The sequence below is a fragment of the Pantoea sp. PNA 03-3 genome, from assembly GCF_003201175.1.
In the GTDB taxonomy this organism is placed as follows: Bacteria; Pseudomonadota; Gammaproteobacteria; order Enterobacterales; family Enterobacteriaceae; genus Pantoea; species Pantoea stewartii.
Window position 1 is genome coordinate 23,193 of record NZ_QICO01000011.1, and the last position, 20,817, is coordinate 44,009.

The 20,817-nt window shown below is 51.9% G+C and carries 21 protein-coding genes; 7 read left to right on the forward strand and 14 right to left on the reverse strand.

Annotation, left to right across the window (positions count from 1 at the left end):
• Positions 1–81: 81 nt before the first annotated feature.
• The 5 genes from recG to gmk are packed head-to-tail and all read right to left on the reverse strand — an operon-like array spanning position 82 to position 5,944.
• Complete coding sequence (gene recG, locus C7433_RS21095; RefSeq protein ID WP_033738042.1) at positions 82–2,160, reverse strand: ATP-dependent DNA helicase RecG; 2,079 nt, start codon at positions 2,158–2,160, stop codon at positions 82–84.
• Positions 2,157–2,858, reverse strand: a complete 702-nt coding sequence (trmH, locus tag C7433_RS21100; protein ID WP_110268843.1) for a tRNA (guanosine(18)-2'-O)-methyltransferase TrmH — start codon at positions 2,856–2,858, stop codon at positions 2,157–2,159. The genes recG and trmH overlap by 4 nt, the downstream gene beginning before the upstream one ends.
• Before the next feature lie 3 nt (positions 2,859–2,861).
• Positions 2,862–4,970, reverse strand: a complete 2,109-nt coding sequence (spoT, locus tag C7433_RS21105) for a bifunctional GTP diphosphokinase/guanosine-3',5'-bis pyrophosphate 3'-pyrophosphohydrolase (protein WP_054632862.1) — start codon at positions 4,968–4,970, stop codon at positions 2,862–2,864.
• A gap of 20 nt (positions 4,971–4,990) precedes the next feature.
• Positions 4,991–5,266 carry a DNA-directed RNA polymerase subunit omega gene (rpoZ, locus tag C7433_RS21110; RefSeq protein WP_003851346.1) on the reverse strand — a complete coding sequence of 92 codons (276 nt, stop codon included), beginning with the start codon at positions 5,264–5,266 and terminating at the stop codon, positions 4,991–4,993.
• Between the two features lie 54 nt (positions 5,267–5,320).
• The gene (gene gmk, locus C7433_RS21115) at positions 5,321–5,944 is read right to left on the reverse strand and encodes a guanylate kinase (RefSeq protein WP_006121348.1); all 624 of its coding nucleotides are present in this window, start codon (positions 5,942–5,944) and stop codon (positions 5,321–5,323) included.
• 241 nt (positions 5,945–6,185) lie between these two features.
• Between gmk and ligB the strand changes: the two genes are divergently transcribed.
• On the forward strand, positions 6,186–7,955 hold the full coding sequence (gene ligB / locus C7433_RS21120) for an NAD-dependent DNA ligase LigB (protein ID WP_110268844.1): 1,770 nt from the start codon (positions 6,186–6,188) through the stop codon (positions 7,953–7,955).
• Here the strand turns inward: ligB and C7433_RS21125 are convergent.
• From C7433_RS21125 to C7433_RS21145, 5 genes are all read right to left on the reverse strand, one after another.
• Positions 7,869–8,486, reverse strand: coding sequence for a trimeric intracellular cation channel family protein (locus C7433_RS21125; protein ID WP_110268845.1), 618 nt, complete (start codon positions 8,484–8,486; stop codon positions 7,869–7,871). The two genes, ligB and C7433_RS21125, sit on opposite strands and share 87 nt — an antisense overlap.
• A gap of 468 nt (positions 8,487–8,954) precedes the next feature.
• Positions 8,955–9,596 (reverse strand): oligosaccharide flippase family protein, encoded by a 642-nt coding sequence (locus tag C7433_RS21130; RefSeq protein ID WP_033738045.1) that lies wholly within the window; start codon positions 9,594–9,596, stop codon positions 8,955–8,957.
• Between the two features lie 786 nt (positions 9,597–10,382).
• The gene (gene lpxP / locus C7433_RS21135; RefSeq protein WP_033738046.1) at positions 10,383–11,306 is read right to left on the reverse strand and encodes a kdo(2)-lipid IV(A) palmitoleoyltransferase; all 924 of its coding nucleotides are present in this window, start codon (positions 11,304–11,306) and stop codon (positions 10,383–10,385) included.
• 514 nt (positions 11,307–11,820) lie between these two features.
• The gene (locus C7433_RS21140; RefSeq protein ID WP_033738047.1) at positions 11,821–12,096 is read right to left on the reverse strand and encodes a hypothetical protein; all 276 of its coding nucleotides are present in this window, start codon (positions 12,094–12,096) and stop codon (positions 11,821–11,823) included.
• A 504-nt stretch (positions 12,097–12,600) separates the two neighbouring features.
• Positions 12,601–13,464, reverse strand: a complete 864-nt coding sequence (locus C7433_RS21145) for a YicC/YloC family endoribonuclease (protein WP_033738048.1) — start codon at positions 13,462–13,464, stop codon at positions 12,601–12,603.
• 160 nt (positions 13,465–13,624) lie between these two features.
• Between C7433_RS21145 and C7433_RS21150 the strand changes: the two genes are divergently transcribed.
• Positions 13,625–14,068 (forward strand): DUF3574 domain-containing protein, encoded by a 444-nt coding sequence (locus C7433_RS21150; protein WP_039342459.1) that lies wholly within the window; start codon positions 13,625–13,627, stop codon positions 14,066–14,068.
• Positions 14,069–14,102: 34 nt separating this feature from the next.
• Here the strand turns inward: C7433_RS21150 and C7433_RS21155 are convergent, their stop codons facing one another.
• Positions 14,103–15,287, reverse strand: coding sequence for a NupC/NupG family nucleoside CNT transporter (locus C7433_RS21155; RefSeq protein WP_033738051.1), 1,185 nt, complete (start codon positions 15,285–15,287; stop codon positions 14,103–14,105).
• 154 nt (positions 15,288–15,441) lie between these two features.
• Here C7433_RS21155 and rph point away from each other — a divergent pair, with 154 nt between their 5' ends.
• Together rph and pyrE are read left to right on the forward strand one after the other, a co-directional pair.
• Positions 15,442–16,158 carry a ribonuclease PH gene (rph, locus tag C7433_RS21160; protein WP_058701563.1) on the forward strand — a complete coding sequence of 239 codons (717 nt, stop codon included), beginning with the start codon at positions 15,442–15,444 and terminating at the stop codon, positions 16,156–16,158.
• A 49-nt stretch (positions 16,159–16,207) separates the two neighbouring features.
• A complete protein-coding gene (gene pyrE / locus C7433_RS21165) occupies positions 16,208–16,849 on the forward strand; it encodes an orotate phosphoribosyltransferase (RefSeq protein ID WP_006121244.1) in 642 nt (213 codons plus the stop codon).
• 30 nt (positions 16,850–16,879) lie between these two features.
• On the opposite strand, the gene slmA is transcribed toward pyrE, so the two are convergent.
• The 3 genes from slmA to coaBC all read right to left on the reverse strand — a co-directional run bounded on the left by slmA (position 16,880) and on the right by coaBC (position 19,253).
• Positions 16,880–17,476: a nucleoid occlusion factor SlmA gene (slmA, locus tag C7433_RS21170; protein WP_006121245.1), complete on the reverse strand. Its 597-nt coding sequence runs from the start codon at positions 17,474–17,476 to the stop codon at positions 16,880–16,882.
• 120 nt (positions 17,477–17,596) lie between these two features.
• A complete protein-coding gene (gene dut / locus C7433_RS21175; RefSeq protein WP_033738053.1) occupies positions 17,597–18,055 on the reverse strand; it encodes a dUTP diphosphatase in 459 nt (152 codons plus the stop codon).
• Positions 18,033–19,253, reverse strand: coding sequence for a bifunctional phosphopantothenoylcysteine decarboxylase/phosphopantothenate--cysteine ligase CoaBC (gene coaBC, locus C7433_RS21180; protein ID WP_110268867.1), 1,221 nt, complete (start codon positions 19,251–19,253; stop codon positions 18,033–18,035). The genes dut and coaBC overlap by 23 nt, the downstream gene beginning before the upstream one ends.
• Positions 19,254–19,434: 181 nt before the next feature.
• Between coaBC and radC the strand changes: the two genes are divergently transcribed.
• The 3 genes from radC to rpmG all read left to right on the forward strand — a co-directional run bounded on the left by radC (position 19,435) and on the right by rpmG (position 20,754).
• Positions 19,435–20,091: a DNA repair protein RadC gene (gene radC / locus C7433_RS21185; protein WP_033738055.1), complete on the forward strand. Its 657-nt coding sequence runs from the start codon at positions 19,435–19,437 to the stop codon at positions 20,089–20,091.
• Positions 20,092–20,329: 238 nt separating this feature from the next.
• Positions 20,330–20,566: a 50S ribosomal protein L28 gene (gene rpmB / locus C7433_RS21190; protein ID WP_006121249.1), complete on the forward strand. Its 237-nt coding sequence runs from the start codon at positions 20,330–20,332 to the stop codon at positions 20,564–20,566.
• A gap of 20 nt (positions 20,567–20,586) precedes the next feature.
• On the forward strand, positions 20,587–20,754 hold the full coding sequence (gene rpmG, locus C7433_RS21195; protein WP_001051798.1) for a 50S ribosomal protein L33: 168 nt from the start codon (positions 20,587–20,589) through the stop codon (positions 20,752–20,754).
• Positions 20,755–20,817 lie beyond the last annotated feature (63 nt).

Below are 20,817 nucleotides of genomic sequence, written 5' to 3' on the forward strand. Positions count from 1 at the left end.
TCATGGTTCCCAAAAAAAGTGAGGCGATTGTAATCGTCCCCGGATCAAAAGCAAACGTTTGCTCACGGTTGCAAAAAAAGGTCAGGCGTTGCTGTAGCGGCCGGTTTCGGGCAGCCAACGCTCAATCAGCGCCTGCGCCTGCTCAGGATAATGTTCGTGAATATGACGAGCGACGCGCTGGACTTCAGGGATCATGGCCTGATCGCGCAGCAGATCGGCAACTTTAAACTCCGCATTACCGGTCTGGCGCGTTCCCAGTAGCTCCCCCGGACCGCGAATCTCTAAATCATGCTGAGCAATCACGAAACCGTCATTGCTGTCACGCAACACCTGCAAACGCTTCTGGGCCGTCTTGCTCAGCGGCGCTTTGTACAGCAGAACACAATGAGAGGCGACCGCGCCGCGTCCTACGCGACCACGTAGCTGGTGCAGTTGCGCCAGGCCAAGTCGTTCCGGATTTTCAATAATCATCAGGCTGGCGTTCGGCACGTCCACACCGACTTCGATGACGGTTGTAGCAACTAACAGCTGGATTTCGTTGGCTTTGAAAGCCTGCATGACCGCCAGCTTCTCCGCTGGCTTCATACGGCCATGAACCAGCCCGACCTGCAAATCAGGCAGCGCCACTTTGAGTTCTTCCCATGTGGCTTCCGCAGCCTGAGCTTCCAGCAGGTCTGACTCTTCAATTAACGTACAGACCCAGTAAGCCTGACGGCCCTCGTGACAGGCCTTTTGCACACGCTCAATGATCTCATTACGACGACTGTCAGGGATCGCTACGGTGGTCACCGGTGTTCTGCCTGGCGGCAGCTCATCAATGGTTGAGGTATCAAGATCGGCGTAGGCGGTCATGGCCAGCGTGCGCGGGATCGGCGTCGCTGTCATGATGAGCTGGTGGGGATGAAAACCCTGCTCTTCTCCTTTTTCCCATAACGCCAGTCGCTGATGTACGCCAAAGCGGTGTTGCTCATCAATGATGACCAGCGCCAGCCCGTTAAACTTCACCTGCTCCTGGAACAGGGCATGCGTGCCGACCACCATCGCAACCTGCCCGCTGGCAATCGCCTCTTGCTGGGCCTGTCGCGCTTTGCCCTTTTGTTTGCCCGCCAGCCAGCCGACCTCAAGGCCAAGCGGTGCCAGCCACTGGCGAAAATTATTGGCGTGTTGCTCAGCCAGTAACTCTGTAGGTGCCATCAGGGCCACCTGCTTACCGTGGGCGATAACGTTCAGCGCGGCGAGCGCGGCAACCAGGGTTTTACCTGAACCGACGTCTCCCTGTACCAGGCGCAGCATGGGGAAGTCATTCGCTAAGTCTTTTTCGATCTCTGCGACAACGCGTTTTTGGGCTGCCGTGGGGGAAAACGGCAGGGCGGCCAGTAACCGGTCACTCAATGTATGCCGGGCAGGCATCGGCAGGGCGTAATGGCGCTGTGCGCCGGCCCTGACGGCCAGCATACTGAGGTTATGCGCCAGCAGTTCTTCCAGAATCAGCCTGCGCTGTGCGGGATGCTGCCCACTCTCGAGCTCGCTGAGTTTGAGGTCCGGCGGCGGGCGGTGCAGCGTGCGAAGGGCTTCAGGCAGGCTTAACAGCCCGCCGCTTAACGCCTGCGGCAAAAGTTCTGTGATGGCACAGCTATCCAGCAGGGTTAAAGCCTGATCGGTCAGGCTGCGCAGGGTCGCCTGACGAATGCCCTCGGTCGTGGAATAGACGGGTGTCAGCGTTTCTTCCAGCGTGACATGGCTGTGCTCGCCCTGTACGCGGTATTCCGGATGGATGATTTCTGCGCCGCGCTGACCGCGTTTGATTTCGCCGTAAGCGGTGACGCGTCGGCCCGGTGCGAGGCTGTTTTTCATGCCGGCATTGAAGTTGAAAAAGCGCAGCGTTAAAACGCCACTGCCATCCCCGATCTGACAGACCATCATGCGCCGACGGCCAAAAGTGATATCGGTATGCAGGACTTCGCCTTCCACTGTCGCCCAAATGCCAGGCAACAGGTCGTTAATGGCATATAACTGCGTACGATCTTCATAACGCAGAGGAAGGTGAAGCAGTAAATCCTGAATGGTGTGCAGGCCGATTTTAGCCAGCTTTGCTGCCTGACTGGCGCCGACGCCGGTCAGGGTACTGAGCGGGATGGCATCCAGCAGACGGCCTTTCATTTCTGACGTCTGCCCGTTGACTGCATGGCGGCCCACCAACTCTCATCGGCTTCAATGTCACCCTGCGCGTTAATATGGGGATAAGGCATCCGCTTATGTTTTGCCACGCGCGCCAGAACGGGATAGCCGCCCTCAAACAGCAGACGCTGTTGCTCTTTCTCTGCCAGGAGGCTGGACTGACGACGGTACATGCCAGCATTCTGCCGCTGGCGCTGGGCTTCATACAGAATCAGGGCAGAGGCAACGGAAACGTTAAGCGACTGGACCATACCCACCATCGGGATAATGATATGGTGGTCGGCCATCGCCAGGGCTTCATCGGTAATGCCCGTTTTTTCCTGACCCATCAAAATGCAGGTAGGTTTGGTGTAGTCAATCTCACGAAAATCCACAGCATCCGCCGACAGGTTCGTCGCCAGTATCTGCATGTCTTGCGTTTTGAGGTGGCTAATCGCGTCGCTGATTGAGCGGTGCGTTACTACGTTTACCCAACTGTTGCTGCCAGCCGAGGCTGAGGCCTGCGTTCGCATGCGTTGGCCTGGCCATACGGCATGGACTTCATGGATACCGACAGCATCCGCGGTGCGAATGACAGCAGAAACATTGTGCGGCTTATGTACCTGCTCCATGCAGACGGTAAGGTCGTGCTGGCGCAAGGCCAGCATTTCCTGAATTCGGGCAAAACGTTGAGGATTCATGCACTAGTTACGGTTGCGGTGAACTTTAATCACATCCGGCATCACACGGATTTTACGCATGATATTGGCCAGGTGGACGCGATCACGTGCGGTCAGACGAATAAAAGCACTGTAAACACGGCCATCGCGTTCTTCCGTATTCAGGCTCTGAATATTGGAGCCCGCCGTATTGATGGCGGCCGTCAGGTTGGCCAGTGCGCCCTGGTGGTTAAACATATCCACCTTTATCTCTGCGACAAACTCCTGCTCTGTAACTTTATCCCACTCCACAGGCATGAATTTTTCGGGCTCTTTTTGGTAGCCACGAATATTGCGACAGGACTCATGGTGAACGACCAGGCCCTTGCCCGGGCTGACGTGGGCAACGATAGGATCGCCTGGAATGGGGCGGCAGCATTTTGCAAAAGTAATGAGGACGCCGTCTGCCCCTTTAATCGGCAGCTTGCCTTGTTTTTTGTTGTTGTTGAGCGCGCTGGTGTCGGTCTGCAACAGGTTCTTGGCGACGACCACGCTCATGGCATTACCCAGGCCGATTTCGGCTAACAGATCGTCCAGTGAGGTCAGCTTCATCCGATCAAGCTCCTGCTTGATGTTTTCGGCTGGCACCTCCGCCAGTTTACGACTGCCACCCAACGCATGGCTGAGCAGGCGACGCCCCAGATTTACCGAGTCTTCGCGCTTCAGGTTTTTCAGCAACTGACGAATCTTCGCGCGGGCTTTGGAACTGACGACAAAGTTAAGCCAGGCCGCGTTAGGACGCGCACCAGGCGCTGTGATGATCTCGATGGTCTGGCCGCTGGTAAGCGGCTGTGACAGCGGATAAGGCTGGCGATCAACGCGCGCGCCAACGCAGGCATGACCGATATCGGTATGGACCGCGTAGGCAAAATCGACAGGCGTTGCCCCGGTAGGCAGCTCGACGATGCGGCCTTCCGGTGTAAAGACATAGATTTCATCCGGGAAGAGATCGGATTTGACGCTTTCGATGAATTCAAATGAGCTACCGGCACTTTGTTGCAGCTCCAGCAGGCTTTGCAGCCAGCGTTGCGCACGCACCTGCGCGGTTGTGCCGCTTTCACCGGCCTGTTTATAGGCCCAGTGTGCCGCCACCCCCATTTCGGCCATCTGATCCATATCTTCGGTACGGATTTGCACCTCAACCGGCACGCCATGCGGCCCGATCATAGAGGTATGCAGCGATTGATAGCCATTAGCCTTGGGGATAGCAATGTAATCTTTGACCCGGCCCGGACGCGGCTTATATAAGCTGTGCATCTGGCCCAGTACGCGATAACAGGTATCCAGATCTTTCACGATGACGCGAAAGGCATAGATATCCATGATCGAGTGAAAACGCTGCTCTTTCAGCGTCATTTTTCGGTAAATCGAGTAAAGGTGCTTTTCGCGACCACTTACCCGGCAGGGAATACCGGCTTCCTGCAAACGACCGTCGATTTCAGAGAGAATTTTTTGAATCATCTCTTTACGGTTGCCGCGGGCCGCTTTCACGACCTCTTTAATTACCCGAAAACGGTTCGGATAGAGCGCTTCAAAACCCAGCTCTTCCAGTTCCGTTTTAAGGTGATGAATACCCAGGCGGTGCGCCAGTGGGCTGTATATTTCCAGCGTTTCCAGCGCGATGCGACGACGTTTATCAGGGCGTAAGGACCCGAGCGTACGCATGTTGTGGGTGCGGTCAGCCAGCTTGATGAGAATAACGCGGATGTCCTGCACCATCGCCATAATCATCTTGCGGAAGTTTTCTGCCTGCGCCTCTTTCTTATCACGGAACTTCAGCTTATCCAGCTTCGAAACGCCTTCAACCAGTTCAGCTACGCTTTTGCCAAACAGTTGTTCCATGTCCTGATAGGTCGCTGGCGTATCTTCAATAACGTCGTGCAAAAGCGCGGCCATGAGGGTTTCATGGTCGAGCTTCATTTCCGCCAGAATGCACGCCACCGCAACAGGATGGGTAATGTAAGGCTCACCGCTGGAGCGTGTCTGTCCCTCGTGGGCATCACGTGATACGAGATAGGCTTGCTTGAGGCGCTTGATCTGGTCCTCAGGCAAGTATTGTTCAATCAGTTGATTGAGACTTTCAAACAGATACAAGGTTGACCTGCAGTTCGCGGTTAACGACGACCTTCAGCGATAGCGGTAACGGCCTGTAACTCAGCGGCTTCCTGCTCTTGCTGCTCCTGACGATCACGCACATCTAAAATCTGATTGGTGACCAGACCTTCTTCGATTTCGCGCAATGCGATAACGGTCGGTTTATCGTTCTCTTCCGGAACCAGCGGATCTTTGCCGCCTACCTGCATCTGACGTGCACGACGTGCAGCGACCAACACCAGGTCAAAACGATTACCAACTTTTTCTACTGCGTCCTGAACGGTTACGCGTGCCATAGGTGTGCTACTCCACAGATGAAGAAATGACTCGGCATCATACTGAAACTGGGTTCAGACTGCCAACAGTTTGCTGATTAAAGCATCATGGCGCGCTTTCTGGCGGGCCATGCGCAGACGTTCTGCACGAATAATGGTCTTCAGATCGGATAAGGCCAGATCAAAATCATCATTCACAATTAAATAATCGTATTCGCCATAGTGGCTCATTTCGGCCACGGCTTGTGCCATACGACGGGCAATCACCTCTTCGCTGTCCTGACCGCGGCCGCGCAGGCGACGATCCAGCTCTTCTTTAGAAGGAGGCAAGACAAATATACTGCGCGCGTCGGGCATTTTAGCGCGAATTTGCTGTGCGCCCTGCCAGTCAATATCAAGGAAAACATCGACGCCGGTTGCCAGCACCTGTTCGATCGCCTTGCGCGACGTGCCGTAGTAGTTATCGAAAACTTTCGCGTGTTCAAGGAAAGCATCTTCCGCAATCATTTTTTCAAACTCATGCTTTTGCACAAAGAAGTAATGCTCACCGTGCGCTTCACCGGGGCGCATGCCGCGAGTGGTGTGCGAAACAGACACTTGCGTATCGTACAGCGGCTGCGTTTTTAACAGTGCCTGAATAAGGCTGGATTTTCCTGCGCCGCTAGGAGCAGAAACAATATAGAGCGTACCTTGGGCCATGATGTTCTTGAATTGATTAATTGCGGAGTCGATTTCCTGCACAGTATACACGGCTTCCCCGCGCCACGCAGCGTTTGCACCGCCCTCATCACGAAAAGTTTATGCGGGGTGCGCCGCAACCACTGTTTCGCAGGCTGTAAAGACGTATTCAATTTCCAGGAGGCGTTCCAGAACCGGGAAGCGGGGCTGGCTGAACCGGCTGTTTTGGCGGTTGAATATCCTAAACATCAGGAGGTCAGGGATGAAAGGATGCTTAGCCGCCGGGCTGCTCATAACAGCCAGCACATTTTCCGCGTTTGGGGCGCTGTGCCCGACCTGGACGCCGGGTCGAGCGGCAAAGGAGATTGACCATTTACAACAACAGCTCCGGCAGTGGGACGCGGCGTATTATCAGCAAGGCCATTCACCCGTGGCCGATGCCGACTACGATAGCCTGCAGACGCGGCTCAATCACTGGCAACGCTGCTTCAGGACGGGTGAGAAAGAGGATGTACCGGTATTGCCCAACGATGGCACGCGCTGGCATCCCGTTGCGCATACTGGTGTCAAAAAGGTTTGGGATAAGCGTGCTTTAGGCTATTGGATGCAGCCACGCCGGGATCTCTGGGTGCAGCCCAAAGTCGATGGCGTGGCCGTTTCGCTGGTCTATCGGCACGGGAAACTGGTGTCATTCATCAGTCGTGGCGACGGCTTACACGGTGAGGAGTGGGTCGAAAAAGCCAGGCTGATCCCTGCTATTCCGCTGGAGATTGACAGCGATGAAGAGAGCGTGGTTTTACAGGGCGAACTCTTTTTGCAGATGACCGGTCATCACCAGGCGGTTGACGGCGGGAAGAATGCCAGGGCTCTGGTCGCAGGCGCAATGTTGCGTAATGACGCCACAACGCTTTTGACACAACTGGGCATTTTTATCTGGGGATGGCCTGACGGACCAGATGCCATGCGGGAAAGACTGACGCGTTTATCGGATTGGGGGTTTAGCCTTGCCCGTCAATGGAGTCAGCCTGTTCAGGATGAAGAGGACGCGGCTGAATGGCGCGAGCGCTGGTTTCACGCGCCACTGCCTTTTGTAACCGATGGCATTGTTGTGCATCAGACGGCCCGGCCTGCAGGCAAATACTGGCGGCCCGGTGAAGGCGAGTGGGCTGTCGCCTGGAAATACCCGCCTCCTGAGGTCAGCACTGAGGTCCGTTCCGTTGATTTCTCAATCGGGCGAACGGGAAAAATCGCGGTCGTACTCAACCTGCAACCCGTTCAACTGGATGACAAAATCGTCCGGCGAGTCAGCATCGGCTCACTAAAACGCTGGCGAGAGCGGGACATTATTGCGGGCGACCAGGTGACGGTCAGCCTTGCCGGACAAGGCATTCCACGTCTGGATCGCGTTATCTGGCGCGTTGCGCAACGTGACTATCCTGAGCCGCCTCAGACGGATCGTTTCACGTCGCTGAGTTGTTATATTTTGGCACCGCAGTGCCATCGTCAGTTACTGGCGCGCCTGAGTTGGTTGAGTCAAAAATCGGTGCTGAATATTGCGGGTGTGCAACGCAGCACCTGGCAACGGTTACTGGAAACGGGTTTGATTACGCATCTGTTTGCGTGGCTGGCCTTAACCCCCGAACAGATCGCGACAGCAGCGAGTATTTCACCCGAAAGAGCGCAGCAAATCTGGCATCAATTCAGTTTGACCCGTCAACAGCCTTTGCGCCGCTGGGTTAGCGCGTTAGGTGTGGCGTTGCCACAAAAGGCGCTACTGTCATTGGCCGACGGCGACTGGGAAAGCATTCTTGCCCGTGATAAACAGGCCTGGCAATCTCTGCCGGGCGTTGGCGCACGCCGGGCAGAGCAGATTACGTCGCAGTTTCAGGATGCCGGGCTCAGAGCGTTAATCCACTTTTTGCAGCAGCAGGGCATTCCTTCTTCATCAATGCTCAGGATGAGGGTAATTGAAGATGGGCAGCCCGAGACGGAATCTCAGCGCCAGCAGACGCGCAAAGAAGCCGAAGAGTAAGGTGATAATCACCACTGCTTCATGCGGCAGCGGCGTTTTCAGGAGCAGGATATACATCCAGCCTGCTGCAAAAGCGATGCCGGCATACAGCTCTTTTTGGAATACCAGTGGGATGCGGTTACAAAACATATCGCGTAAAACGCCGCCAAAGACGCCTGTGATCACTGCGCTGATTGCGGCGATGATCATGGCGTGGCCTGAGTCCAGTGCCACCTGCGCGCCAATAATCGAAAATACCACCAGGCCCAGCGCATCCAATACCAGAAACACCTTGCGCAGGTGCGTCATTAGCGGTGCCAAAAAAGTCGTTACTACAGCAGCAGCGGCCACGATTATGATGTACTCAGGATGTTTGACCCAGCCAAGCGGATAGTGCCCCAGCAATATATCGCGCACGGAGCCTCCGCCTATCGCGGTAACGGAAGCAATGATAATGACGCCGAACAGATCCATTTTACGGCGACCTGCGGCAAGCGCACCTGTCATCGCCTCGGCGGTGATCCCAATAATATAAAGAACAGTAAGTAACATAGCAGGCTCCAGGAAGACGGCGGCAAGGCTACGCCACTGACAAAAACGGCGCGACTGAGTTTTTCTGTTATTAAGAGTTATAGTATTAGTAAAAATTATGCGGGCAAGAGTAATGCCTTTATTATCAAAAGGCTGTATCGGTTTTTACACGGAGACGAATTAAAAAACGTCGTGATGCGAATTTTTCGCCGATATGACGCCAGCCTGTTTACAACGTTGAACCCTTGCCCGTCGGCGACATTATGTGGTGACAGACAGAGAAAGCAAACCACGCAAAGCAGAGCATGGGGACCTGTCCGTGGGCAAAATGCGGGGGGAAGTAAGGTGAGAATAAGGATAAAGAGGACAACAACGCACACAGAAGGTGTCTGAAATGAAAAGTGGTGGGTTTTATTAAGGAAAACGTACCGGTTAACAGCACGTTTTCCTGCTTTTACCGTCGGGCTGCTTCCAGCCAGTAGCGGTTTGTCAGTGCTTCATATGAAGCTGAAAGAACGCTTTCAGGTTGAAGTCATAGTCGGGTCGAAACCATTTACGACCATAAAAGCAATACGTCAGCATTCTCACTGATGCCATTGCCAGATAGCCCCATAAAGCACATAAAACGGAAGGCGCCAGCCATAGGGTCAATAGTGTAATGATCAGGCCGACAAATACAGAGGCGATCTCGCAAAAAGCGATATCAGAGAATTGCTTTTCACGCTGCATCAGGGCGCGATAAGACTGGCCCTGAGGAATAATAATAAAGATGACCGATGCGATTTCAACAACCCTGGCCACCTCGGGTAGCCCAAACATATGTTCAAGCATAAGACCGCAAGTAAAAAGGGCAGAAAAAATGACCAGGCCCATGAATATATTGCCCCAGTAAAGCACGGACAGCGTTTTTACTGGCAGCGGTGCATATCGAATCAACGTATTGGAAAAACCACGATCGGCCAGTGTGTCAATAACCATCAAGCCTGTAATGACGACCGCCAGCAGATTATAGGTATCGGCCTGCAGGACTTTTCCCAATACTGAAAGTTGTAACACACCCATACTCAGCATTTTGACCGATGAAAGAAAAGGCCACTTGACGTTTTCCAGATTTATTTTTCGTGTTGTCATTTTTTTCTCGCCGGGCAGAGTAGTAGGGCGCTGCGCCGATGAGTATTCATCAGGACCGCGCTGGCATTACTATAATTTAATAAAGTAAATTTTTATCTTTATAATGAGCTGTGTGTTAAAGCATACTGCTAATAATAAACGTTCCCCTGGTGATGAATTTCCCCTGTTGTCATTATTATTATCCGTTCATTTTAAATTGCTTAAATTTTCCGGCGGAAATAATGTTCGCCGGAAATGTCATGCTGTTATGTTTTGAATAGCTTTGCTGTGTGCAGATGATTTATAGCGCGTTTTATGAAAGTTAACATCATAAGGAAAATCTGATATGTGATTTGACTAAGGAAATAATATTCATCATTTACAGCATTATTTGCACAGGCCTTATCACAGCGTTCTCTTTTTTTCTTTTTTCGTTAAGTCTGGAAACTGAAGCAATACATGAAAAAAATAAAAAAACGTTAAATAAGCCGTACATACACGGGTTCGCCCGTCATTCTCCAGGATTTTTCCCATACAGCATGCTTAAGCAAGGGCAAATAATAACCGAAGGGTAAGCATTCAGACCCGATATACTGCTAATGCATGTTGATTGCGAAAATATTTGTAATGCGTACGATTTATGGCTCAGTCTGGATCTGAGTTCGGGCTAAGAAGGCGAACAGAGCCCGTGGCAGGGAGGCAGGATTATCGCGGTAATAGTGAAAACAGGTCGTCAGAAGGAAGCCTCCAAATTAACAGAGAGGTCTGTCACACGAAAAAGCAGGCCGAAACCTGCTTTATGTCTGTCTATACGTAAAGAGAGGCTTCGCCAGGCGGACGCGTTTTGAAGCGGCGATGTAGCCAGAGGTATTGCTCAGGCGCTCGCATGATTTGGTTCTCAATCACTTTATTCATATAAGCTGCGGCTGCGGCTTCATCCGCATGCGGGTAATTTTCCAGAATCGGTTCAATAATCAGCTTATAGCCATCATTGCCAGGATTACGAATCAGCATAATTGGAACCATAGCGGGCTTAGCCAACCGGGACAACACATAGGTACCGTTGGTCGTCGCGGCTTTTTCTACAGCAAACAAGGGGGCAAACGTACTGCCTTTGGGACCGTAATCCTGGTCTGGCGCAAACCAGACAGATTCACCTTGTTTCAGCGCCTGCACCATCCCTCTCAGATCGCGACGGTCTATCATCGCTTTATTCGAACGCATACGGCCTCTGGTCTGTACGTACTCCATCGCGTGGTTATTATGGGGACGGTACATTGCCATCATCGGCTGACACAACCCGCTGATGCGACCACCCAGCTCCAGCGACATGAAATGGATGCCGATGAGCATTACGCCACGACGCTCATTCTGGGCTGAGTAGAGGTTTGACAGGCCCGAGACGTTGAACAGACGTTTAACGGCATGGTCTGGCCAGAACCAGGCGATACCCGTTTCCATCAGTGCCATGCCGAGAGAGGCAAAATTTCCCGCAATCATGATTTCTTTATCTTCGTCACTGATATCCGGAAAGCAGAGTTCAATATTACGGCGCGTAATGCGCTCTCTGCGCTGAAGAAAATGGCGGGAAAGCCGGCCGGCACCTGCGCCAAGTCGCATCAGCACAGGATAGGGGAGTTGAACCAACAGCCAAAGAATGCCAAGACCAAACCACGTAAACCAATAGCGGGGATGTAAAAGGGAACGACTAAACTGCCTGGTGTTTTTCATTATGAACCTTAAGGAAGTAATGGATGTAGCGCAAAAAGACCCATTCCTTAAGTTCTCAAGCGGTACAGCTGTACTGACTACGACCCACACTTTATCAAAAAGTGCCTTAAAGCACAGGGAGCGTCAGTTACAGCGAGGAATAAAATGAGGGATTGACAGCGTCATAATCAGAAGAAAGATAGCGCTTTTTTTATTTAAATTATCTATAAAACAACAGATTGTATTTTTATGCTTTTAACAGGCGATGCAAAGAGAGCAATAAAAATCAGGACGGTTCTGCAATAAAAAAATGTACTCTTTTCGAAAAACTTACATTCCATTATGGCGAAAGTTGAAAAATTGAACAGGAATTTGGCTGTCATTGGTAAAAGGTAAAATAACGGAGATGACAATCGCTTCTGCGCCAGTCATCTCACCTTATGAGAGGCATCCTGTCCTAATCATGTTATTTGACCTTATCCAGAGGCGGGTTTAGCCGATAAGCCGTACCCATTAAAATAACGATAAAGCAGCGTTAATTGTAGCTGACCGTCATCATTTTAACGTTACCAGTTTGCCTGACCTGCACCGTGCCAAGTTTATAAGGCATGGGTTGCTGGGCATTGTTCAGACTGACCTTATTAATAACGGTCTTTCCTCCTCGTGTGCAGCTTTGCTGTATCTGGTTGGGCGCAATCAGCGTGTCGCAAGGACTTTCGACAATAGCGCCCCTGAAGTTAATTTGTCCACTTGTGGCAAATGAAAGGGGTGATAGCATGAGTAATGCGAGTAAAACGGCTGATTTTTTCATAATGGCGATCTCAGGTGGGGGTTACTTAAATAACGGCAATCCTTATTAAAACTTTAGTCGAACAGATGTATTTGTTTCCTTTCTGTTGTTATTTTATTCACAATTGTGATCACGCCGCGATTTGAGAAAGACGTCCACGCATCGCCTGAAATAGTGGCACGGTTATTTTTTTAACGGACTGGATCTTTTCTTTGCCTGAGCAGGCTGTGACGGAGAGGGGGAAAACGGGTAGATATATAGCCTGCTATTTTTTTCAAAGTGAAATATTTAAACCAGCTATAGAAAAACCAACGCCTCGGTAGTTTTGTTAAAAAATGCCTGGCATCATCTGACTGGAAATTTTTCCATCCTTATAAAACGGGCTAATTTCAATAAAGACTGACAACGTTAACCGAATCAAGCGATTATTGTTATACACCTGTTTAATGGCTGAAAAAATAAAAGAAGTCCGCATCTACGCGGACTTTTTCTGGTAAGGTTGCCAAATGACGACAGATAGCCTGATTACTCAATATTTTGAATCTGCTCTCGCATCTGTTCAATCAACACTTTTAGCTCAATCGCTGAATTCGTAATTTCTGCATTAATGGATTTTGAAGCCAGTGTGTTTGACTCGCGGTTGAACTCCTGCATCATAAAGTCAAGACGACGGCCTACCGCCTCTTTTTTCTTCAGAATGTTATAGGTCTCTTTAACGTGCGCATCCAGACGATCCAGCTCTTCTGCGACATCGACACGTTGTGCCATCATCACCAATTCCTGCTCAAGGCGATTATTTTCAAGCTGCACCTCAGCATCTTCCAGTTTGGCGATCAGGCGCTCCCGCTGCCACTTAATCACATCGGGCAGTTGAGCGCGGACTTTGCTGACCTCATGCGTTACCGCTTCCAGCCGCTGCTCGATCAGTGCCTTCAGAGCGCTGCCTTCGCTTTCACGTGCGGCGATGAAATCATCCAGCGCGCCATCCAGCGCCTGAATCAGCTGAGTATTAATTGCATCCAAATCCTGTTCAGGTGCTGCCATGACGCCCGGCCAGCGCAGAATATCCAGCGGATTGATAACGCCCTCATCGGTCTGCAGTTTGACCCAGTTAGCCGCCTGAACCAGTTGTTTGGCCAGTGACTCATTGAGCATCAGTTCGCCCTGCGCGCCAGGATCGGCCTCGAAGCGCAGATTACATTCGATTTTTCCACGCGTCAGTCGCTGGCGAATGCGCTCCCTGATCATCGGTTCCAGTCCGCGAAACTGTTCAGGCAGACGAATATAGGTTTCAAGATAACGTTGATTGACAGAACGCAACTCCCAGGCGGCGCTGCCCCAGTCGCCCTTAATTTCACGGCGGGCATAGGCGGTCATACTGCGGATCATAAGCGTTACTCTTTTTTTAAATAAGGTTGAGGCCAGTATAACGAGGCAAGGCTGACCAGAACAGGTGTAAGCGTGTACAGGATGCGATAACAAAATGTTTCCGCTTTTCTCAACAGCCACTTATGCTAATTACTGGTTTACTCGTTGAGGCCCTCTTTTTATGTCGCGCGTACCGTCTCTTCCACTCATACTCAGCCTGCTGCTTGTGGGCTGTCAGTCGCCGTCTCCATCATTACCATCATATCCGCCTTCTACCCGACCCGTTCCGGTGTGCGCCGGCGGTGAGGTCATGATGCAAACCACATTGTGGTTTGGTCTCAGCAAGCCGCAGGGCGGCAATGTGAGCGCACTGGACTGGATGAATTTTGTCGATAAAGAGGTAACACCGCGCTTCAGGTCTGGCTTGTCTGTTTATGATGCGCAGGGCCAATGGCTGGGCGAAAACGGTCAGTTAGCACGTGAGAAAAGCAAGGCGTTAGTGCTTATCTATCAGTTCGACAGTGACAGCAACAGTCGTGTCGAAGCGCTGCGTGCTCGCTATAAAAAACAGTTTGGTCAGGAATCGGTTATGCGCGTGGATACGCCAGCCTGCATTAGTTTTTAGGGACAAACGGCGGCCTGTGCCGCCGTTGAGTCCATCAGATAAACAGTCCGGCAAATGCAGCGGAAAGCAGGCTGACCAGGGTGGAACCATAGACCAGTTTCCAGCCAAACCTTGAGACGACATTGCCTTGTTGTTCGTTCAGGCCTTTTATCGCGCCCGCAACAATTCCAATAGAAGCAAAGTTCGCGAAGGAAACCAGGAAAACAGACAGGATGCCCAATCCGCGTGGCGTCATGCCTGCCGCTATCTTTTTCAGTTCAATCATGGCGACGAATTCATTCGCCACCAGCTTCGTGGCCATAATACTGCCAGCCTGTAATGCATCAGTAGCGGGAATGCCAATCAGCCAGGCAAAAGGATAAAAAACATAGCCAAGAAGCTGCTGGAAACTATACCCAAACAGGGTGGCAAACAGGGCGTTGATGGCCGCAATTAAGGCAATAAAACCAATCAGCATGGCCAGAATGATCATCGCGACTTTGAAACCAGCGAGGATGTATTCCCCCAGCATTTCAAAGAAACTCTGATCTTCGTGTAATTTATCCAGCGGAATAGCCTGCTCATTACTGCCTTTGCCGGGGTTAATAATCGACAGGATGATAAACGTGCTGAACATGTTAAGCAGGAGAGCCGCAACGACATATTTGGCCTCGATCATCGACATATACGCACCAACAATCGACAGCGAAACGGTAGACATCGCGGTGGCCGCCATGGTGTAAAGTCGGCGTGGTGGGATATCGGCCAAAATACCTTTATAGGCAATGAAGTTCTCTGACTGGCCCAGTACCAGCGTGCTTACAGCATTAAAGGACTCTAGTTTTCCCATGCCGTTAACTTTTGATAACAGCGTGCCAACAACCCGAATCAGTAACGGCAGAATGCGCCAGTGTTGCAAAATACCAATCAGTGCGGAAATAAAAATAATAGGGCAGAGCACGCCAAGGAAGATAAAGGCCAGTCCCTGCTGACTCATGCCACCAAACACAAATTCCGTGCCCTGTGCAGCAAAACGCAGCAGCGTTTCAAAGAAATGCCCCACCGCGCCTACCAGCGCCAGTCCACTGGCTGAGTGAAGAAAGAACCAGCCCAGTGCGGCTTCTACAACAATCAGTTGAATGATAAAGCGCAGGCGAATGCGTTTTCGGTCATGACTGACCAGTAGCGCAAGGGCAAAAATTACCACCAGCGCCAGCAGGAAATGAAGAAGAGCGGTCATAGTTTAGTCAGTTAGCGGATATGCAGGAAAAGGTAAGGCATTTAGCCATACTCCGGCATGAATTTCATCCCAGGCTGCACTGACCACTGCAAGAGACAGCAGGCCAGGAAGTCCGTATAATACGCAGCCAATCATTAGCAAGCCGGAGATAACCATGCGTCCAGCAGGCCGTAGCGCACATCAGGTGCGTCCAGTCACATTGACCCGCAATTACACTAAACACGCAGAGGGCTCCGTTCTGGTGGAATTCGGTGAAACCAAAGTGCTCTGCACTGCAACGGTGGATGAAGGAGTTCCGCGCTTTCTCAAAGGGCAGGGCCAGGGCTGGGTCACTGCCGAATATGGCATGTTGCCGCGTTCCACTCACAGTCGTATGGCGCGTGAAGCCGCGAAAGGCAAACAGGGTGGTCGCACGCTTGAAATTCAGCGCCTGATCGCCCGTTCACTGCGTGCTGCGGTCGATCTCACCATGCTCGGTGAATACACGATTACGCTCGATTGTGACGTCATTCAGGCCGATGGCGGTACACGTACGGCTTCCATTACTGGCGCCTGTGTAGCCCTGGCAGATGCGCTTAATTCCCTGGTCGCGAGTGGTAAGCTGAAAGCGAATCCGATGAAAGGCATGGTTGCCGCCGTGTCAGTGGGGATTGTCAATGGTGAAGCGTTGTGTGACCTTGAATACGTTGAGGACTCTGCCGCTGAAACGGATATGAATGTCGTCATGATGGAAGATGGCCGCATGATTGAGGTGCAGGGCACCGCTGAAGGTGAACCCTTTAGCCACGAAGAACTGCTGGCATTACTGGCGTTAGCGCGTGGCGGTATTGAAGAATTGATTCAGGCCCAGAAAGCGGCGCTGGAAAGTTAAGGTAACAGGCGACCACAGAGTCGCCTTTTTTTTATCTGAGGAGTAAGACATGAAAGCCTGGCAGCGGCAGTTTATTGAATTTGCACTGAATAAGCAGGTGCTCAAATTTGGTGAGTTCACATTAAAGTCGGGTCGTAAAAGCCCCTATTTTTTTAATGCCGGTTTATTTAACACGGGCCGGGATTTAGCGCTGCTGGGACGGTTTTATGCGCAGGCGTTAGTCGACAGCGGAATCGATTTTGATTTGTTATTTGGTCCGGCCTACAAAGGCATCCCTATCGCCACCACCACAGCCGTTGCGTTAGCCGATCATCACGATCGTGACGTACCTTACTGCTTCAATCGTAAAGAAGCGAAAGATCACGGAGAAGGCGGTTTGCTGGTGGGAAGCCCGCTGCAGGGTAAAGTGATGCTGGTCGATGATGTCATCACGGCCGGCACGGCGATTCGCGAATCCATGGATATTATCAATGCACATGATGCCAGCCTGGCGGGCGTGCTGATTTCACTGGACCGTCAGGAACGCGGCCGGGGTGAACTCTCCGCTATTCAGGAAGTGGAACGGGATTATTCCTGCAAAGTTACCGCGATAATTACGCTTAACGACCTGATTGATTACCTGGCTGAAAAAACGCACATGGCCGATCATTTAGCGCAGGTTCGGGCGTACCAAAAAGCGTACGGCGTCTGATAACTGGCGGGCATTGCGCCCGCCTCTGTATTACACCAGTTGTGCCGCAATCAGCGGCCAGCGGGTGTCAAAGTCGGCCGTTGGGCTAAACCGGAACTCGGAACGGACGTACCGCGATAACAGCCCTTCACACAGGGCCAGCAACTGGCTGGCCAGTAAGGTTTCATCCGTTTGAAAGCCTTCACCTTCGCGCATTTTGCGTTCGCGCATCACCTGGCGTAGCTGCACTTCAATGCGCTCAAACAGCTGATTAATGCGCCCCTGCAGACGGTCCTGTTCAAACATTAACGCGTGACCTGTCAAAATCCGCGTCAGCCCCGGATTACGCTCACCAAATCCCAGAATCAGTTGCACAATAAGACGCAGGCGCGCCATTGTTTCTTTTTCATCTTTCAGGATCAGATTGATGCGGGTAATCAGACTGTCTTCAATAAATTCGATCAGGCTGTCAAACATCCGCGTTTTACTGGGAAAGTGACGATAAAGCGCCGCCTCCGATACACCGACGTTAGCCGCCAGTTTTGCAGTAGTAATGCGTTGGCTGCCATCACTTGACTCAAGCATCTGCGCCAGCGCCTGCAAAATCTCCTCGCGGCGATTCCGCTTTACGACTTTTTTCTCTGCCATGCCCTTAAAAACCCCTGAATTTCACCATATACAGGCAACACCTACGCATCTGCCACAAGAGAAAGCCTTGGGGCGATGAGAAATAATAAGATTGGCGTAAGTGAAAATCGGTCGTGCTGGTTACTGACGGCCTGAGTGACCGAAGCCACCTTCACCGCGCAAGCTGGCGTCAAACTCGTCTACCAGATTGAATTCGGCCTGGACGACAGGGACAAAAACCAGCTGGGCCATGCGGTCGCCCGGCTGAAGCGTAAAGCTTTCCTGCCCGCGATTCCATACCGATACCATAAGTTGTCCCTGATAGTCGGCATCAATCAGACCAACCAGATTGCCCAGGACAATACCATGTTTGTGGCCCAGGCCAGAGCGCGGGAGAATCACGGCGGCAAGGTTCGGATCGGCGATGTGAATAGCCAGACCGGTAGGAATTAATGTGGTTGTGCCTGGTGCGATTTCCATCACATCATCAATACAGGCACGAAGGTCTAACCCAGCGGAACCCGGTGTCGCATAGGTCGGCAAGGGAAACGCTTTGCCGACGCGCGCATCAAGAATTTTAACGTCTATTTTTTTCATCATAACGGCTGACAATCTCGTCTATTAAAAGTTGACCAAGGAGTGACTTATCGCTGAGCGGTAAGGTTTTTTCTCCTTCCTGCCAAAAAAGGTGAAGAGCATTGGTGTCGCTATTGAACCCGTGGCCTGCTTTTGACACATCGTTAGCACAAATCAGGTCCAGGTTTTTACGCGCGCGTTTTTTTCGGGCGTATTCTTCCACATTCTGGGTTTCAGCCGCAAATCCAACCACAAATGGCCGGCTCTGCGTTAAGGCCGCCACCCCCGCGACAATATCGGGATTTTTAATGAGCTGCAGGCTGACTTTCTCATCGTCATCCTGTTTCTTTATTTTTTCATCCGCGATCTCAATTGCCTGGTAGTCTGCCACGGCTGCGCTTGCAATGAAAATATGTTGTGCGTTTATCTCCCCCATTACCGCCGCCTGCATTTCCAGGGCCGAGGTCACATCCACTCGTTTAACGCCGGCGGGCGTTGGCAGGGCAACCGGACCGCTTACCAGCGTAACGCGGGCGCCGCGCTTTGCCGCCGCCGCCGCAATCGCAAACCCCATTTTTCCCGAACTGTGGTTGCTGATATAACGCACGGGGTCGATCGCTTCCCGGGTGGGACCCGCGGTAATCATAATATTGAGATGTTGCAGGTCGTTGACGGGCGCGGCCCACTGTACGGCGTGGTCAACGATAGCTAAAGGGTCAAGCATGCGACCGGGGCCAATATCCCCGCAGGCCTGGCTGCCGCTGTCTGGCCCCCAAATTAACAGGCCGCGCGCCTGAAGCCTGACCAGGTTTTCCTGCGTTACGGCAGCGCGATACATCTGCTGATTCATCGCCGGCACAATCGCGACAGGCGCTGCTGTTGCCAGCACGGCAGTGGTGACTAAATCATTGGCCATCCCTGCCGTAATGCGCGCAATCAGGTCGGCCGTGGCCGGGGCCAGCACGATCAGGTCAGCCCATTTGGCCAGCTCAATGTGTCCCATTGCGGCCTCGGCTGCCGGGTCAAGCAGATCATCAAAAACAGGATAACCGGAGACGGCCTGCAGGCTGAGTGGTGTGATAAAAGCCTTTGCGCCCTCAGTCATCATCACGCGGACATCGGCACCGCGATCGCGCAGACGACGGACCAGCTCGGGGGTTTTATAGGCAGCAATTCCACCACTGACGCCCAGAAGAACTTTTTTACCGGCTAATCCCATCATGCTGTTGACCTCATTTTCGATTGCCGTCGCAGGGACGGTGTAATGGCCGAATTTTATCACAAAACGTGGCATGCACCTTTTCAATGGCTGCGTTTGCGAGACATGCCGGAGAATCACAATCACGCGCTGGTGGCGGATAGGTTCGCACGCGATGATACAGGGGGCGACAGGGAGAGCAGCAATGAAAAATTTGCCACCACGAGAAAAACTTCAGCAATGGGGTGCGGATGCGTTAAGTGACGTAGAGCTGTTAGCGATTTTCTTACGAACAGGTTCAAAAGGCGTTCCTGTCATGATGCTGGCGCAGCAGATGCTGCAGGAGCTGGGGTCGCTTTATAATATCGTTAATGCGACGGCTGCAGACTTTAAGGGCATTAAAGGCGCTGGCGAAATCAAGTTGATTCAGATGCGCGCAGTGGCAGAACTGGCCAAACGGTTTTTCGCCAGCCAGCTGGCGCGTGAGAGCACAATTGACAGTCCCGCAGCGACGCGTCAGTACCTGCAGACATTATTGGCCAGGCAGGAGCGTGAGGTGTTTGTCGTGCTGTTTTTGGATAATCAACATCGGGTATTAATGGCCAGAGAAATGTTTTCCGGATCCATCAACAGCGTCGAAGTCCATCCTCGTGAAATTGTGCGTGAAGCCCTGAAAATCAACGCGGCTGCGCTCATCGTGGCGCATAACCATCCGTCAGGAATTGCTGAACCCAGCCAGGCTGACCGCGACATTACACTAAAAATCTGCGAAGCTTGTCGCTTATTGAATATCCGGTTGCTTGATCATCTGGTGATTGGACACGGTCAATCTGTCTCATTTGTCGAACGCGGATGGCTCTGAGCCTGAAAATCTGGTCCAGGTGGCGGCTTTTTACACGATCATTCGGGATCTTTATCTGTTCGGGACTTGAGCACTTGGGCCGAGCGGCGTATACTACGCCACCTTTGAGAATCTCGGGTTTGGCGGTTAGGCCAGCTTAGCGGGTTCCATGGAACTCGCCTGGCGGGCTGCAAGCCTGACGAGGCGGCCAAAACCTAATTTTTAAAGCTCGAGCTGATTTGATTTTTGGAGAATAGACATGTCACGAGTCTGCCAGGTAACTGGAAAGCGTCCGGTGACCGGTAACAACCGTTCCCACGCAATGAACGCGACGAAACGCCGTTTCCTTCCGAACCTGCACTCACACCGTTTTTGGGTTGAGAGCGAGAAGCGCTTCGTTACTCTGCGTGTATCTGTAAAAGGTATGCGTATTATTGATAAAAAGGGCATTGATACGGTGTTAGCCGACATGCGTGCCCGTGGTGAGAAGTACTAAGAGTACTAAGGAACTGAATCATGGCTAAAGGTATTCGTGAGAAGATCAAGCTGGTTTCCTCTGCTGGTACAGGTCACTTCTATACCACCACGAAGAACAAACGTACTAAACCAGAAAAACTTGAACTGAAAAAGTTCGATCCGGTTGTACGTCAGCATGTGATCTACAAAGAAGCCAAAATTAAATAATTTTGGTGTTCTGCTAAAAACCCGGCTCCGGCCGGGTTTTTTGTTTGTGTAATGCGCAGGGGA

What these genes read in the sequence shown, in the direction of transcription:
- recG (WP_033738042.1), bottom strand. Translation starts at nt 2,160, where the DNA reads ATGAAAGGCCGTCTGCTGGATGCCATCCCGCTCAGTACCCTGACCGGC.
- trmH (WP_110268843.1), bottom strand. Translation starts at nt 2,858, where the DNA reads ATGAATCCTCAACGTTTTGCCCGAATTCAGGAAATGCTGGCCTTGCGC.
- rpoZ (WP_003851346.1), bottom strand. Translation starts at nt 5,266, where the DNA reads ATGGCACGCGTAACCGTTCAGGACGCAGTAGAAAAAGTTGGTAATCGT.
- gmk (WP_006121348.1), bottom strand. Translation starts at nt 5,944, where the DNA reads ATGGCCCAAGGTACGCTCTATATTGTTTCTGCTCCTAGCGGCGCAGGA.
- ligB (WP_110268844.1), top strand. Translation starts at nt 6,186, where the DNA reads ATGAAAGGATGCTTAGCCGCCGGGCTGCTCATAACAGCCAGCACATTT.
- C7433_RS21125 (WP_110268845.1), bottom strand. Translation starts at nt 8,486, where the DNA reads ATGTTACTTACTGTTCTTTATATTATTGGGATCACCGCCGAGGCGATG.
- C7433_RS21130 (WP_033738045.1), bottom strand. Translation starts at nt 9,596, where the DNA reads ATGACAACACGAAAAATAAATCTGGAAAACGTCAAGTGGCCTTTTCTT.
- lpxP (WP_033738046.1), bottom strand. Translation starts at nt 11,306, where the DNA reads ATGAAAAACACCAGGCAGTTTAGTCGTTCCCTTTTACATCCCCGCTAT.
- C7433_RS21140 (WP_033738047.1), bottom strand. Translation starts at nt 12,096, where the DNA reads ATGAAAAAATCAGCCGTTTTACTCGCATTACTCATGCTATCACCCCTT.
- C7433_RS21145 (WP_033738048.1), bottom strand. Translation starts at nt 13,464, where the DNA reads ATGATCCGCAGTATGACCGCCTATGCCCGCCGTGAAATTAAGGGCGAC.
- C7433_RS21150 (WP_039342459.1), top strand. Translation starts at nt 13,625, where the DNA reads ATGTCGCGCGTACCGTCTCTTCCACTCATACTCAGCCTGCTGCTTGTG.
- C7433_RS21155 (WP_033738051.1), bottom strand. Translation starts at nt 15,287, where the DNA reads ATGACCGCTCTTCTTCATTTCCTGCTGGCGCTGGTGGTAATTTTTGCC.
- rph (WP_058701563.1), top strand. Translation starts at nt 15,442, where the DNA reads ATGCGTCCAGCAGGCCGTAGCGCACATCAGGTGCGTCCAGTCACATTG.
- pyrE (WP_006121244.1), top strand. Translation starts at nt 16,208, where the DNA reads ATGAAAGCCTGGCAGCGGCAGTTTATTGAATTTGCACTGAATAAGCAG.
- slmA (WP_006121245.1), bottom strand. Translation starts at nt 17,476, where the DNA reads ATGGCAGAGAAAAAAGTCGTAAAGCGGAATCGCCGCGAGGAGATTTTG.
- dut (WP_033738053.1), bottom strand. Translation starts at nt 18,055, where the DNA reads ATGATGAAAAAAATAGACGTTAAAATTCTTGATGCGCGCGTCGGCAAA.
- coaBC (WP_110268867.1), bottom strand. Translation starts at nt 19,253, where the DNA reads ATGATGGGATTAGCCGGTAAAAAAGTTCTTCTGGGCGTCAGTGGTGGA.
- radC (WP_033738055.1), top strand. Translation starts at nt 19,435, where the DNA reads ATGAAAAATTTGCCACCACGAGAAAAACTTCAGCAATGGGGTGCGGAT.
- rpmB (WP_006121249.1), top strand. Translation starts at nt 20,330, where the DNA reads ATGTCACGAGTCTGCCAGGTAACTGGAAAGCGTCCGGTGACCGGTAAC.
- rpmG (WP_001051798.1), top strand. Translation starts at nt 20,587, where the DNA reads ATGGCTAAAGGTATTCGTGAGAAGATCAAGCTGGTTTCCTCTGCTGGT.